Source organism: Chryseobacterium sp. JK1 (assembly GCF_050632815.1).
GTDB lineage: Bacteria > Bacteroidota > Bacteroidia > Flavobacteriales > Weeksellaceae > Chryseobacterium.
On record NZ_JBODRU010000008.1, the window covers coordinates 43,197 to 57,246 of the forward strand.

Sequence of the window (14,050 nt, forward strand, 5' to 3'; positions counted from 1 at the left end):
ATCAATATGATCTTCCATAAAACATTATTATAAAAGAATGTAAATTCTAATGTCACATTTTCGCTATTTTTGATACCTATCTTAAAAAAGAGCGTTATGAAGAAAATTCTTTCCGGAATGCTGATGGTTGTCTCATTGTTGCAGCTATCTGCGCAGGAACTTTATATGCCAAGAAATATTAAGAAAGCCTTTGATAAAGGAACACGTGATATTTCTGGTGCACCAGGCAAAAACTATTGGCAGAATAAGGGAATTTACAATGTAGAAGTGAAAGTGGATGCAGGTACAAAAGTGGTTTCCGGAAAGGAAATCATTACCTATACCAACAACAGCCCTGATAATCTTAATGAACTGGCGATAAGATTTGTGAACAACCTTCACAAGCCACAGTCTCCGAGATCAGGATTTGTTTCCAAAGATTTTTTATCCTCAGGACTGAAAATTAAATCTTTCATCGTAAATGGTGAGAAATATGATATCAATAGCGACGATTGGGGAACGGTTGAGAAAGTAAAGCTGAAATCTGCTTTAAAGTCAAAATCCAAAGCCGAAGTCAAAATAGAATGGGAGTATCCTCTTTCCGTACAAAGTGGAAGGGAAGGACAGATCGACCCTGAAACTTTTTACGTAGCCTATTCTTTCCCAAGGATATCGGTGTACGATGACTATAATGGTTGGGATATGCTTCCTCACTCGGACAGGCAGGAATTTTACAACGATTTTAATGATTATAATTTTACTATCTCAGCTCCTAAAAACTATGTGGTTTGGGCGACAGGTGACTTTCTGAACCCCGAAGCTGTATTGCAACCGGAATATCTGAAAAGATATAAAGCCTCTTTAAAAAGTGACCAGGTAATGCACATCGCCTCCGAACAGGAAATGAAGTCAGGGAAAGTAACAAAACAGAATAAATGGAATGTGTGGAAATTTAAAGCCAGTCATATCACAGACTTCTGTTTTGCAATGAGTAATCATTATGTTTGGGACGCATCAAGTGTTCAGCTGAAAACCAAAAGAGCCAGCGTTCAGGCAGGATATAAAAACGGAGCAAAAGATTTTGAACATTATGTGGAGTGGATGCGCTATAATCTGGATTGGTTTTCAAAAAACTGGCCTGGAGTAGAATATCCTTATAATGTAATGACTGCCATTCAGGGGTATGCCGATATGGAATATCCAATGATGATTAACGATACCAGTATTCCTGACGATCTGCGGGATGCAAGATTGACCGCTGATCATGAAATTGCTCATACCTATTTCCCTTTCTACATGGGAATCAATGAGACTAGATACGCTTTTATGGATGAAGGTTGGGCTACAACATTAGAATATCTGATTGGTATTGATGAAAATGGAGAAGAAGCGGCTAAAGAATTTTACAAAGGTTTCCGTGTAAAAAAATGGATCACTGATCCTTCTGCAGAACAGGACCAGCCCATTATTACAATGAGTACACAGGTAAGTGGTGCAGGATACGGTAATAATTCTTATGTAAAGGCTTCCTTATCTTACCTTGCTTTGAAAGATTACCTGGGTGATGCATTATTCAAGAAAGCATTACATCATTATATGGATAATTGGAACGGAAAGCATCCTGTTCCGTGGGATTATTTCAATTCGATGAATGCCGGATCGGGTAAGAATCTGAACTGGTTTTTCCACAACTGGTTTTATACCAATAATTATATCGACCTGAAAGTGGCAAAAGTCTCTCAAATGAATGATCTACTAACCGTGAATGTTGCAAATGTAGGCGGATTTGCCATTCCGTTTGATGCCATACTTTCTTATGAAGATGGAACTACGGAAAAACTTCACTTTTCTCCTTCAGTTTGGGAAAAAGATCAGAAAATGACAGATTTGGCTATTCCTATCAAGAAAAAAGTAAAATCTGTGAAATTGGATGGAGATCTCTTTATGGATTATACTCCGGAAGACAACAGTAAAACCTTATAAAATATAAAAGCTCTATCCTCAGTGATAGAGCTTTTTTTGTCTCAGTGAGAATATCTGGCTGAAACTATTTTGAAGGAGCTTAGAAATAAGCCGTCAATCGTAACCCTAAAGTCACATAATTGATCCTTTCTTTTGCAATTAAGTTATTGAGTTCATTATCCAATTGTTCATTTTCTTCTACAGCATCACTGAAATGATAACGAATAGATGAGTTGATGTGGTTATACTCAGAATATAGAGTGATTCCCAGCTCGGGATTGAACTTGTATGTAAGTGCAGCTCCAGTATTCCAACGGAAAGCCGGTGTAGGTTTATATCTCGCTATTGGTAGCTCATGACTTGGAGAATCTACATGATCGCTTTTGATAAAAACTTTACCACTTGCTGTGGCAGAGTATCCTCCTGTAGCTTTTAGCATCAGTTGCCATTTATCTGAAAAATCATGAGAAAAGTAAGGCCCGATTCCTGCTCCCAAAAATCCTAAAGACTGTGTAATAATGCTGTAATCTCCAAAACTTTCTCCATTTTCCAAAGGAACATGTACAGGTTTGACAGGGAAACTGCTGAAGCTTAAATCTGCACCTACACCCCATTTTTTTGAAAAGAAATAAGCCCCTTCCAAACCTCCTTCAAAACCAGTTTGTTTTTTATCATCCAGTTCAGATTCTTTAAGGAAATTAGTTGTTCCGAAGGCTGCTCCCATTTTTAAAGCTAAAAAAGAGGGGTTGTCATTTCCGTGAATTCTGGAGAGAATACCCAGATTATCTCCTTTGTTTTTATAAATTTTATCAATAAAGAAATATCCTAATTCTGTAGATATGATCCCAATACCTGCTCCGGCAAGTACATCAGGAATCCAGTGTCTGTTATTTAAATTTCTTCCAAGTCCTGTAAGAGCAGCACTTCCATAACCGGCGATACTGTATGCTGGATTTACCATTCCATATTCTTTATGAAGGAAACTGGCGTTGGTAAAAGCCATCGCACTATGCCCTGAAGGGAATGAATTGTTTTTGGATCCATCCGGGCGTTCCACTTTTGCGGTATATTTTATAGAATTTACCAATATAGCCATAATAACTAAACTGGTTCCGTAAGATAAAGTAGCCCGGCCGAGATTGTTTCTGCCCTTTACCCCTGCCAGTTTTAGTCCGTAAACCGTAGCAGCCGGAGCATATTGAAGATAATCATCATATTTTGCTTTAAAGGTAGGAAGATATCGGTTACGGACTTCCCGGATGTTTTCCTTTTCACCCCATGTAGCTGCTGCTGCCGTAAAAAGTATCGCTGGAGCTATTGATTTTTTTACCCATTCTTTTTTCAGAAAAGGAGTTTTATTCTGAACAATATTGTCGGAACTGATTGCTGCCAGATCTTCTTGTAAATTTCTGGACTGAATAGTGTCCTGAGCTTTATAACAGTATAAATGCAATAGTATTCCTGATGCTAATGCTAGTTTTTTCATTCGTAGTGACCCTCAAGTTTAAGTGGCGTAAAAATATAAAAAAAACCTATCCCAACTTGGGATAGGTTTTAAATATTTAAAAAATTTTACTTTTAAAGAACTCTTAATCCGGATCTTGCACCCGAAGAAGCCACAACAGATTGCATTCTAGATTTTTGTCCTGCAGAGAACATAAACATAGCACCGTCATCTACATAGTCCATATAATTCATAAACATAATAGATCTTGACACCCCACTGCATGTATTGTACTGAGGGTAGGTAGGTTTTCCATAGTTCGCTGTAGTTTGTGTAGGAGTATCACTTACAAGATCGTTTCCACAATTTGCATCTCCCCAAATGTGTCTTAGGTTAAGATAATGACCTACTTCGTGAGTAGCTGTTCTTCCTAAGTTGAAAGGAGAGGAAGCACCTGTTTTACCGAAATAAGGAGCCCCAATTACAACACCGTCGTTCCATAATCCCGCAGATTCTGGGAAAGTGGCATAACCAAGGATAGTTTGTCCTGAGCTGGTCATGTTTCCTACAATCCAGATGTTCAGGTAATTGGTAGGATTGGTAGCATCAATACCTCCCGTAGATACTTTTTTCATTGCATCATTAGTAGCCCAGCTTGTTTTGGTAGTCGATTTTCTTACGGTGTTAACCAGTCTGAACTTTACTTTTGTATCTCCTGAACTTACAGGTTTGAATTCTGAAGGAATTTTAGTAACATCACTGTTTGTCCCCGAATAATCGGCATTCAGTACTGCAATTTGTTCAGCAATTCTGGCATCAGAAACATTTTCTGCAGAAGTTCTGTAAAGAACGTTAACAATTACAGGAATTTCTACAGTTCCGTCAGCAAGTACTTTTCCAAGTTTCAAATCATTAGTGAATTTTTCAGTGCTGTTTTCCAACGTTGCAAATCTTTGTCTAAGTTCCGGACTGTTTTTTAATGCTTCCTGTCTTATGGCTTCGGAAGCACATCCTCTTTGAACAAGGCTGGAAGAAATTGATGGCTCATTGGCAGGAGCTTCATTTTGATTCGTAATATTGTCGCTGTTACAAGCTGACATTACACCGAGCATACAAGCTCCAAACAATAGTTTTTTCATATCGTTAATATTTTAGGTTGGGGATGTGAAATTATATTATTTGAAATTGATATGCAAGTAATTTTATTATTTATTTATCAAATCGTTATTTAATAAGTATTTTAGTTGCGTTTTTGATACGGTATTTTAATTTATGTTGGGTTTTAATTAAAATCAATAGTTTATTTTATATTTCACATTTTAGTGTGTTTTTTAGTGTAAAAAATTTCGTGTTTGATTGATTTTATAGAAAATTTTTACGCATAATTTTAATTTGCAAAACCGTTTTTAATAGCAAAAACAGCAAGACCAACCCGGGTTTTCAAATCAAGTTTTTCACAAAGTTGATCGCGATAGCTTTCTACAGTTCTCGGACTGCAGCACATTCTGTCTGCAATTTCTTTATAACTCAGTTCTGTAACCGTATATTTAAGAAATTCTTTTTCTCTTTCTGAAATTTTTATAACGACCTCAGCCTCCTGATCTTTGGTTAGATTGGAGAAGATGATTTTAGAAGCCCATTCCGGATAAAAAAAGCCATCTGTATTTAATCTGGAAAGAGCTGTCTCCAAATCTTTTGGGTGCGTGTTTTTCAGAAGATAACCCTTGGCTCCACATTTAATCATTTTAATCACACTCGTATCATCTCCCTGCATACTGAGTGCCATAATTTTAATACTGGGATGGTTTTTTGTAAGCCATGCCGCTGTTTCAAACCCGTCCATAATAGGCATGCTGATATCCAACAGAATAATATCAGGAATGGTATTGCCTTCTTCAAATTTCTGAATAAGATCCTTTCCGTTTTCAGCAACATAGATCACCTCAAATTCGCTGAAATTACTGATGATTCCCTCTAGTGCTTTGGCAATAAGTATATGGTCGTCAACAATGACTATAGATTTTTTCATGACTGTTTCTTTAAAATGATGTTAAGTGTAGTCCCTTTGTTTTTTTCGCTTTCAAGGCTGAACTGGGCACCAATAATTTCAGCTCTGTTTTTCATATTGGTAAGACCAATGCCATTGGAGGTGATGTGGGAGGTATCGAAACCACTTCCGTCATCATGAATAGTCAGTTCCCAAAGTGTTTCCTCAGAAGTGCTCAGCGTAATATAAATATTCTTGCAGTTGGAATGTTTTATACTGTTCTGAATGAATTCCTGCGTTATTCTGAGTAACATGTTTTTATGAACAAAACCTAAGTCAACCTGTTTAAAATTGTGTTTAAAACTTATGTAGCATTTTTTTAAAGAGTTGGTATTGTCAACTTCTTCTTGTATTAAGGTTACTATTTCTTTCTGGTTGATATTATCATCCGTTAATGTTTTTGATAAACTTCGGAGATCCTGAAGAGATTGATTGATGATTTGTGATACCTGATCAATTCTTTCACTGGCTTCGGATACTTTGTTCTCATACAGCATCTGTTGTACATAGAGGCTTACAAGGGTTAGTTTTTGGCCAATATTGTCATGAAGTTCACGCCCAATCTGCTGCATGGTGGCCTGCTGTATTTCCAGTTGGGTAGCAAGAAGTTCCCTCTGGTGAATTTCATTTTTCCTTTCAATTTCATTCAAATACTCTCTTTTTCGTTGTCTGTAATTTCGAATATAGATAAATATGGCTATTACAAACATCAAAAAAAAGATGTTGAACGAAATAAAGGTTATTAAGAGTTCTGTTTTCCCCATATGAATGAACTTGCGAATAAAATATACATAACTGCTCCCGAGACCTGAAAATATATAAAATAGATATCCCAGATTTCTATGTATTTCCATAGAAGAGAGTTAAAAGCCATGAATGGCTGATTAGCTATATAAAAAAGTGTTACTCCCAGATTAATATAAAACATTCTATTTTTACTGAAATTTAGAATTTCAGATGAGTTAACCTGTTTATAATATTCCATGATTACCAAAGCCATTAAGAGTAGACAGCCTATATTATAATTGAAAGAAAAAATTACTTTCTTTTCGGGGAAAAAAAGAGCCCTGAGAACATATGTCAAAAGATATGCACCCGTCATAATATAGAACAGATTTACTTTCTTTAGAGATTCTTTTGCATACAGCCAATAAAAAAATATAAACTGCAATGGAATCACAAAGTAATTATAAAAAATGATTCTGTCTATTTTAAGCGGTTTTTCACCCCATTTTACAGCCGATTCACATAAGAAGATGATAATAAGATAAATAGCCAGATATTTCCATGGCTGTTTTTTTACACGGTTATAATAAATCAATGAGATTAAAGCAGCTATAGCTTCACCCCAATACATGAATGACGAAAAAATTTTTTGAATCTCAGTCATACTGTTTTTAAGAATATAAATAGCAATTAGTAAGATTCGCCAAATGGAGGAGATGGAGGAATAAGTGTACCACTATTTTCTCCAATCGTTCCGTCATCATCAGAAGGTCCTGTAGGCCCTGTTGGAATTATAGGTCCTCCTCTTTTGGCAGCACTTAGTCCAAGTACTTTATCATTCCCATCTGCTTGAAGAGAATTAAAGTCATAATGATTCGATATACCTTCTTCATTTATTTTTTTAAGCGTAGGTATTAAAACAAGTGTATGCTTTTCTGCATATTCTTGAGGTACAGGATGAGAATCCATAATGCTCCAGTTTTCAACTTTCGGATATGAAGCATAATAGAATCTGATACCAAGATCTTCTTCTTTCGTCTCAGGATTGGTTTTTAACGCTTCTTCTTCGATCATAGAAATAAACTTTTTCAGTTTAGGAAGATCAAACCATATTGAATGGGCATCTTCTATTCCTAAATTGTTATTGATCGTACTCAAATGATTTTGGCGGTAATTATCAATCAGGTTCTTAATAAGGCTGGTTGACATTACCCCTGGTTGTTGCGGATTGTTTGATTCTGCATTCATAGCTTAGTTGTTTATAATATACATCTCAGTTAATATGCAAATTTCGTAAAAAAAAATAGGATTAGACGGGGAATTTCCCTGATTGTTTTACCGTGTTTTTACGGATTGTAAGGAAAAGATAAGCTATAAAAGAAAAACCGGAGAAAACCTCCGGTTTAGTGTTAGATACATGGATATCTTTTAGGATCCCTGCAAACCATTCCAGTTGAGCAGCAGAGTCCATTACGGCAGTTCATATTCTCATCACACATAGCCAGAGCAGGAATTAATCCACCTTCGATTTTCTTTAAATCTTTTCTTTTTAACTTTTTCATACTGATTTTGTTTTAGTTAGTATTTGATTTGAATAGTAAATATACTAATATTTCACTAGTTGTGGATAAAATGTATTGAATAAAAATAAGTGCTGCAAATTTCTTTACAGCACTTATCCACAAAAATAATGTATATGAAAAAAAACTATTTTATTGTTCAGTAGGTCGGAAAACCAAACCTGTTTCTACGAAATAATCTAATGTGATTCTGTCTCCATCATTTACATTTCCGGCAAGAATTTCTTTAGACAGTTTGTTTAATACTTCCTGCTGGATTACTCTTTTCAATGGTCTGGCTCCGAAAGCAGGATCATATCCTTTATCCATCAGATAATCTACCGCATCCTGAGTGAAAGTCATAATGATGTTTCGTTTGGCTAACATATCATTGAATCCTCTCAACTGATACTGAACGATTTTTCCGATTTCTTTTTTTCTTAAAGGCTGGAAAAGTACAATTTCATCAATTCTGTTCAGGAATTCCGGACGAAGCGTTTGTTTTAAAAGATCAAAAACTTCATCTTTTGTTTTGTCCACAATTTCATCCTGGTTTTCCTCCGTAAGATTTTCAAAATTCTCCTGAATCAAATGTGAACCTAAATTCGAAGTCATAATAATGATTGAATTTTTGAAATTCACCACTCGTCCCTTATTATCCGTTAAACGTCCATCATCCAAAACCTGAAGTAAGGTGTTGAACACATCTGGGTGGGCTTTTTCAATTTCATCTAAAAGCACTACGGAATAAGGTCTTCTTCTTACGGCCTCAGTCAATTGTCCACCTTCATCATATCCTACATATCCCGGAGGCGCTCCTACCAATCTTGAAACACTGTGACGTTCCTGATATTCACTCATATCAATTCTGGTCATATTGTTTTCATCATCAAATAAGAATTCTGCCAATGCTTTTGCTAGCTCAGTTTTACCAACCCCGGTTGTTCCTAAAAATAAGAATGAACCGATAGGTTTTTTATCATCACTTAATCCCGCTCTGTTTCTTCTGATAGCATCCGCTACTGCCTGAATCGCTTCATCCTGTCCCACAACTCTGTGGTGAAGCTCAGATTCAAGATTCAATAATTTTTCTCTTTCGGACTGTAATAATTTGGTTACAGGAATACCTGTCCATTTACCAATCACTTCCGAAATATTTTCGGCAGTAACTTCTTCTTTAATAAGCTCGTTCTGATGATTCTGCATTTCAAGTTCAACCTTGGCAAGTTCATCTTCCTTTTCACGGAGCTTCCCGTATTGGATTTCCGCTACTTTGGCATAATCTCCTGCTCTGGAAGCTCTTTCTGCTTCGTGTTTCAGAGATTCTATATCTTTTTTGATCTGGGTAAGATCTTCACTTTTCTGTTTTTCTTTCAGCCATTTGGCATTGATCTCATTTCTCTGCTCGGAAATTTTTGCAATATCCTCTTTCAGATGATCAATTTTTGTCTGGTTGCCCTCTCTTGAGATGGCAGCCAATTCAATTTCCAACTGCATCAGTCTTCGGTCCAGAACATCTAGCTCTTCCGGCTTGGAATTGATTTCCATTCTCAGTTTTGCAGAAGCTTCATCAATAAGGTCAATCGCTTTGTCCGGTAAAAAACGGTCTGAAATATATCTTTGAGACATTTCCACCGCAGCAATAATTGCCTCATCTTTGATTCTTACTTTGTGATGAGCCTCATATTTATCTTTGATTCCACGAAGGATAGAGATTGCAGATTCGGTATCCGGTTCTTCCACCATTACTTTCTGGAAACGTCTTTCCAACGCTTTATCTTTTTCGAAATATTTCTGATATTCGTTCAAAGTAGTGGCGCCAATAGCTCTTAATTCCCCTCTTGCTAAAGCTGGTTTTAAGATATTGGCAGCATCCATTGCTCCTTCACCACCTCCGGCTCCTACCAAAGTGTGGATCTCGTCAATGAAAAGAATAATCTGCCCATCAGATTTTGTTACTTCATTCACAACAGATTTCAAACGTTCTTCAAATTCACCTTTATATTTGGCTCCGGCAATCAAAGCTCCCATATCCAATGAGAATAAGGTTTTGTCCATCAGGTTTTCAGGAACATCTCCACTGATAATTCTATGGGCAATTCCTTCAGCAATCGCTGTTTTACCAACACCCGGTTCTCCAATAAGGATAGGGTTGTTTTTGGTTCTTCTGGAAAGGATCTGTAAAACTCTTCTGATTTCTTCATCACGCCCGATTACGGGATCCAGCTTGCCTTCTGCTGCCAACTCGTTGAAGTTTTTAGCATATTTATTTAAAGACTGATACGTTTCTTCCGAACTTGCAGAAGTGGCCTTGCTTCCTTTCCTTAATTCTTTTATCGCGCCTTCCAATAGGTTTTTGGTTACGCCCATATCTTTCAGCATTTTGGATACTTCAGAATTGGTTTCAAGAAGTGATAACCATAAATGCTCAATCGTTACATATTCGTCACCCATCTTTTTGGCAATATTGGGTGCATCCAGCAATACTTTGTTGCCAGATTGCGAAAGGTAAATATTTCCTCCCTGTACCTTTGGAAGTTTTTCTAAATTTTCACGATTGCGCTCTCTTACTAAATTGGCATCTGCTTCAGATTTCTTCAGTAGGAAAGGCGATATATTTTCATCCACCTGGAAGATACCTTCAAGGAGATGTTGAGGTTCGATACTTTGGTTGCCCAGTTCCATAGCAACCTGTTGTGCTGCCTGGATGGCTTCCTGTGATTTTACAGTATATTGGTTTAAGTTCATATTTTTATATATTTTTGGTAATGGTTTGTTTAAAGTTTAGTTTTTAAAAAACATCAAGAAACCAAATTTTGAGGCTCAGTTTCTTAATGCCATCAATTATTTAATCATTTATTCGATGACTGTATCGCAAAAACTGTTCAATTATTAAATTTACAAAAAAATAGGACAAAATTTCCGGATATTGTATTTTTAACGGAAATTTAACTTGACAAAATTTCCGATTTCGTAATTATTTCTTTGAAATCCATGAACAAAAAGTCATATCAGAAAAACAGCGAGAGTTTAAAACCTGATCGTAAAGAAGTGTTGATTTGTTTTTATCATAAAAAACGGGCAGTTTAATTCAGAATAATTACTTTTGCATTTTACCAAATGGAACTTAAAGAAAAACAAAGAAAAATATTAGACGTTGCAGTAGAACTTTTCAAAGAGAAAGGCTATATGGGGAGCTCTGTGAGAGACCTGGCTACGAAGCTTAATATAAAGGCAGCATCGCTGTATGCACACATCCGTTCAAAGGAAGAAATTCTGGAATGGATTTGTTTCGGCATTGCTCAGGAGTTTTTCGATGAGCTTCAGGAAGTAAAGAATACAGATATTGCTCCAAGAGAAAAACTGAATCTCTTACTGGATAAACACTTATCTGTGGTTTTAAAAAACCGCGATGTTACCCATATTTATTCTAATGAATGGAAGCATCTTGAAGAAAGGCTTCCCGAATTTGTAGAATTAAGAAAAAACTATCAACAAGAAGTTGAAGAACTGATTTCTGAGATTTACAGAGCTGAAAACTGGGAACTGAAATCGCCTTCATTTACCACAAGATTTATCCTTCATACTTTAAATAATTCCTATTTCTGGTTCAAAAGAAGCAGTGATTCTACTGACGAGATTACCGATGAAATTAGAGATAAAATTCTTTTTGGCCTGCTAGGAAACCAGCATTCCTAGGCTTTTGGTAAAGAAGATCATTAATCAATTTTACATTATACGTTTTACAAAAAAAAGCATTTAGCTTTTATTTTGTTATTTAGAATCATTCAAAATATGACAAAAGTCATAAAAATTTTGCCAGCTTCCAAAATCTTTTTAAATTTACACCTAACAAATGTTAGTTAGTTTTATGGATTTTTCAGTTGAATATCTGGAGCTGGGTCAGTTGAGACAGCTTCAATCCGACCGGTTGATCAACCTGATCAGCTATTTAGGAGAGAAGTCGGAATTTTATAAAAAGAAATTTGATGAATTGCAAATATCTCCACAGGATATAAGGTCGATTGAGGATATCGCTAAACTTCCTATTACTTACAAACAGGATTTAAGAGATAACTATCCGTTCGGATTATTTACCGTTCCTAAAAGTGAGCTTCAACGTATTCACTGCTCAAGTGGAACCACGGGAAAACCAACTGTTGTAGGATATACCAAAGAAGATGTAGATCTTTTCAGTGAAGTGGTCGCAAGATCTTTACATGCGGCCGGAGCAAGACCGGGAATGCAATTGCACAATGCTTACGGTTACGGAATTTTCACAGGAGGTTTAGGACTTCATTACGGAGCTGAAATGTTGGGTATGAGTGTTCTTCCTATTTCGGGAGGAATGACAGCGAGACAGGTAGATCTGATTGTAGATTTTAAACCGGAAGTGATTTGCTGTTCACCATCATATGCTTTAACAATTGCAGATGAGTTTGCAAAAAGAGGAATTACTGCGGACGAAATCAGTCTTAAATATGCGGTACTGGGTTCAGAACCATGGACGGAAATTATCAGAGGTCACATTGAAGAAAGATTAGGCGTTCATGCAACCAATATCTATGGATTGAGCGAAATTATCGGACCTGGAGTTTCCATGGAAGATTTTGAAGAGAAAGGAGGAGCTTATATCTGGGAAGATCATTTCTATCCCGAGATTTTAGATCCGGTTACCAAACAGCCGGTTCCTTTCGGTGAAGAAGGCGTATTGGTGATTACTACTTTAACGAAAAAAGCAATGCCGCTTTTACGTTATTGGACCAATGATATTACAAGCCTTTACTACGATGAAAATGCTAAGAGAACAATGGTGAAAATGAAGCCGATCGTTGGAAGAGCAGATGATATGCTGATCGTACGAGGAGTAAATGTATATCCAAGTCAGATTGAAGATGCTTTCTCTTATGTAAAAGGAGTGGTTCCCAACTATTATTTGACACCGGTAGAGAAAGAACATATGTGTATTGCTTTGGATATTGATGTTGAAATAGATGATGAATTGGTAAAAACTCAGAAAATAGAAGCCAATACCGATGATTATTTTAATTTTGTCGGCAACTTTGGAAAAAATATAGAAAACGAAATAAAAAAGAGAGTAGGAATTACAACGAAAGTAAAAGTTCATGCTCAGGACAGCCTACCGAAGTGCGAAGGTGGAAAAATTAATAGAATACTAAAAAAATAATGAATTCATTTTATAAACTTAAAACAGTTAAGGTTCAGAAAGATACTTCCGAAGCAGTGAATGTAGCGGTAGAAATCCCTGAAGAACTGAAAGATAAGTTCAGGTTCAAACAAGGACAGTATCTTAATTTCCGAATGATGATCAACGGAAACGAAGAAAGACGTTCTTACTCTATCTGCAACGCTCCAAGTGAAAAAAGCAATACGCTGGAAGTATTGGTGAAATTGCTTGAAGGCGGAAAAGTATCAGGTTACTTCAATGAACATCTTCACATGGATGAAGTGCTGGAAGTAATGCCTCCAATGGGTGGATTCAACACGTCTTATCACCCTACCAACGTGAAAACTTACGTAGGTCTGGCTGCAGGAAGCGGAATTTCCCCTGTTTTATCCAATATCAAAGAAAGTCTTTATCAGGAGCCGAATTCAAATGCTTACTTGTTCTACAGCAACAGAAGCATGAATCACGTGATGAAGAAAGCCGAAATTGATAAATTGGTGGAGACTTTTAAAGGCAGATTGAAAGTTGTTTATTTAGTAAGCCGTGAAAAACACGAAGATCCAATTTTTGAAGGAAGAATTTCTCCTGAAAAATTAGATTTACTGTTTGAAAGATATACAGATATCGATGTAAAAGAATCTACTTATTTCATTTGCGGACCTTCGGAAATGATTAAGGGAATTGCAGACTATCTGAAGAAAGATAAAAAAGTACCTGCTATTCAGGTATTATTTGAATATTTCACCGCTCCGGATGAAGAAAATACGGAGGAAATGAGTGATGAATTCAAGGCTATTGCCAATATTGAAAGTATGGTAACGGTAATCATTGATGATGATGAATATTCGTTCCACCTTAATTCCAAAAAAGAGAGTATCTTAGATAAAGCATTGAAAGATCAGCTTCCGGTTCCTTTCGCATGTAAAGGAGGCGTTTGCTGTACGTGTAAGGCGCAGGTTCTGGAAGGAGAAGTTTTCATGGAGAAAAACTATGCACTTACCGAAGAAGAAGTAGCCAGAGGCTTCGTTCTTACCTGCCAATGTCACCCGACAACCAATGTGGTGATGCTTAATTATGATGTTTAATTCAATTTGAAAATGTACTAATTTGGAAATTTGAAAATTGGTAATAGCAGTTTCTCTAAA

At 36.4% G+C, this 14,050-nt stretch carries 12 protein-coding genes; 4 read left to right on the forward strand and 8 right to left on the reverse strand.

Annotated features, from left to right (window positions below; all coding sequences use genetic code 11):
• Positions 1-96 precede the first annotated feature (96 nt).
• Complete coding sequence (locus tag ACQ76T_RS24500) at positions 97-1,962, forward strand: M1 family metallopeptidase (RefSeq protein ID WP_431345811.1); 1,866 nt, start codon at positions 97-99, stop codon at positions 1,960-1,962.
• A gap of 79 nt (positions 1,963-2,041) precedes the next feature.
• Here ACQ76T_RS24500 and ACQ76T_RS24505 read toward each other — a convergent pair whose 3' ends face one another.
• The 8 genes from ACQ76T_RS24505 to clpB all read right to left on the reverse strand — a co-directional run bounded on the left by ACQ76T_RS24505 (position 2,042) and on the right by clpB (position 10,465).
• Entirely contained in the window at positions 2,042-3,427 is a 1,386-nt protein-coding gene (locus ACQ76T_RS24505; RefSeq protein ID WP_431345812.1) for a phosphatase PAP2 family protein, read from the reverse strand.
• A gap of 92 nt (positions 3,428-3,519) precedes the next feature.
• Complete coding sequence (locus ACQ76T_RS24510) at positions 3,520-4,524, reverse strand: zinc metalloprotease (protein WP_431345813.1); 1,005 nt, start codon at positions 4,522-4,524, stop codon at positions 3,520-3,522.
• A 248-nt stretch (positions 4,525-4,772) separates the two neighbouring features.
• Positions 4,773-5,414, reverse strand: a complete 642-nt coding sequence (locus ACQ76T_RS24515; RefSeq protein WP_431345814.1) for a response regulator transcription factor — start codon at positions 5,412-5,414, stop codon at positions 4,773-4,775.
• The gene (locus tag ACQ76T_RS24520; protein WP_431345815.1) at positions 5,411-6,082 is read right to left on the reverse strand and encodes a sensor histidine kinase; all 672 of its coding nucleotides are present in this window, start codon (positions 6,080-6,082) and stop codon (positions 5,411-5,413) included. The genes ACQ76T_RS24515 and ACQ76T_RS24520 overlap by 4 nt, the downstream gene beginning before the upstream one ends.
• Positions 6,083-6,174: 92 nt before the next feature.
• Positions 6,175-6,822 carry a hypothetical protein gene (locus ACQ76T_RS24525; RefSeq protein ID WP_431345816.1) on the reverse strand — a complete coding sequence of 216 codons (648 nt, stop codon included), beginning with the start codon at positions 6,820-6,822 and terminating at the stop codon, positions 6,175-6,177.
• A gap of 26 nt (positions 6,823-6,848) precedes the next feature.
• Positions 6,849-7,406, reverse strand: coding sequence for a hypothetical protein (locus tag ACQ76T_RS24530; protein WP_431345817.1), 558 nt, complete (start codon positions 7,404-7,406; stop codon positions 6,849-6,851).
• Positions 7,407-7,567: 161 nt separating this feature from the next.
• On the reverse strand, positions 7,568-7,720 hold the full coding sequence (locus tag ACQ76T_RS24535; protein ID WP_422695694.1) for a hypothetical protein: 153 nt from the start codon (positions 7,718-7,720) through the stop codon (positions 7,568-7,570).
• 150 nt (positions 7,721-7,870) lie between these two features.
• Positions 7,871-10,465, reverse strand: coding sequence for an ATP-dependent chaperone ClpB (gene clpB, locus ACQ76T_RS24540; protein WP_431345818.1), 2,595 nt, complete (start codon positions 10,463-10,465; stop codon positions 7,871-7,873).
• A gap of 372 nt (positions 10,466-10,837) precedes the next feature.
• On the opposite strand from clpB, the gene ACQ76T_RS24545 reads away from it, so the two are divergent.
• From ACQ76T_RS24545 to ACQ76T_RS24555, 3 genes are all read left to right on the forward strand, one after another.
• Positions 10,838-11,416: a TetR/AcrR family transcriptional regulator gene (locus tag ACQ76T_RS24545; RefSeq protein ID WP_431345819.1), complete on the forward strand. Its 579-nt coding sequence runs from the start codon at positions 10,838-10,840 to the stop codon at positions 11,414-11,416.
• A 172-nt stretch (positions 11,417-11,588) separates the two neighbouring features.
• A complete protein-coding gene (locus ACQ76T_RS24550; protein WP_431345820.1) occupies positions 11,589-12,905 on the forward strand; it encodes a phenylacetate--CoA ligase family protein in 1,317 nt (438 codons plus the stop codon).
• Positions 12,905-13,990: a 2Fe-2S iron-sulfur cluster-binding protein gene (locus ACQ76T_RS24555; protein ID WP_431345821.1), complete on the forward strand. Its 1,086-nt coding sequence runs from the start codon at positions 12,905-12,907 to the stop codon at positions 13,988-13,990. Before ACQ76T_RS24550 ends, ACQ76T_RS24555 begins: the two co-directional genes overlap by 1 nt.
• Positions 13,991-14,050: the final 60 nt, after the last annotated feature.

Excerpts from the sequence above, each read along its gene's own strand:
- ACQ76T_RS24500 (WP_431345811.1), top strand. The coding sequence starts at position 97 with ATGAAGAAAATTCTTTCCGGAATGCTGATGGTTGTCTCATTGTTGCAG.
- ACQ76T_RS24530 (WP_431345817.1), bottom strand. The coding sequence starts at position 7,406 with ATGAATGCAGAATCAAACAATCCGCAACAACCAGGGGTAATGTCAACC.
- ACQ76T_RS24515 (WP_431345814.1), bottom strand. The coding sequence starts at position 5,414 with ATGAAAAAATCTATAGTCATTGTTGACGACCATATACTTATTGCCAAA.
- ACQ76T_RS24525 (WP_431345816.1), bottom strand. The coding sequence starts at position 6,822 with ATGACTGAGATTCAAAAAATTTTTTCGTCATTCATGTATTGGGGTGAA.
- ACQ76T_RS24510 (WP_431345813.1), bottom strand. The coding sequence starts at position 4,524 with ATGAAAAAACTATTGTTTGGAGCTTGTATGCTCGGTGTAATGTCAGCT.
- ACQ76T_RS24545 (WP_431345819.1), top strand. The coding sequence starts at position 10,838 with ATGGAACTTAAAGAAAAACAAAGAAAAATATTAGACGTTGCAGTAGAA.
- ACQ76T_RS24505 (WP_431345812.1), bottom strand. The coding sequence starts at position 3,427 with ATGAAAAAACTAGCATTAGCATCAGGAATACTATTGCATTTATACTGT.
- clpB (WP_431345818.1), bottom strand. The coding sequence starts at position 10,465 with ATGAACTTAAACCAATATACTGTAAAATCACAGGAAGCCATCCAGGCA.
- ACQ76T_RS24535 (WP_422695694.1), bottom strand. The coding sequence starts at position 7,720 with ATGAAAAAGTTAAAAAGAAAAGATTTAAAGAAAATCGAAGGTGGATTA.
- ACQ76T_RS24555 (WP_431345821.1), top strand. The coding sequence starts at position 12,905 with ATGAATTCATTTTATAAACTTAAAACAGTTAAGGTTCAGAAAGATACT.
- ACQ76T_RS24550 (WP_431345820.1), top strand. The coding sequence starts at position 11,589 with ATGGATTTTTCAGTTGAATATCTGGAGCTGGGTCAGTTGAGACAGCTT.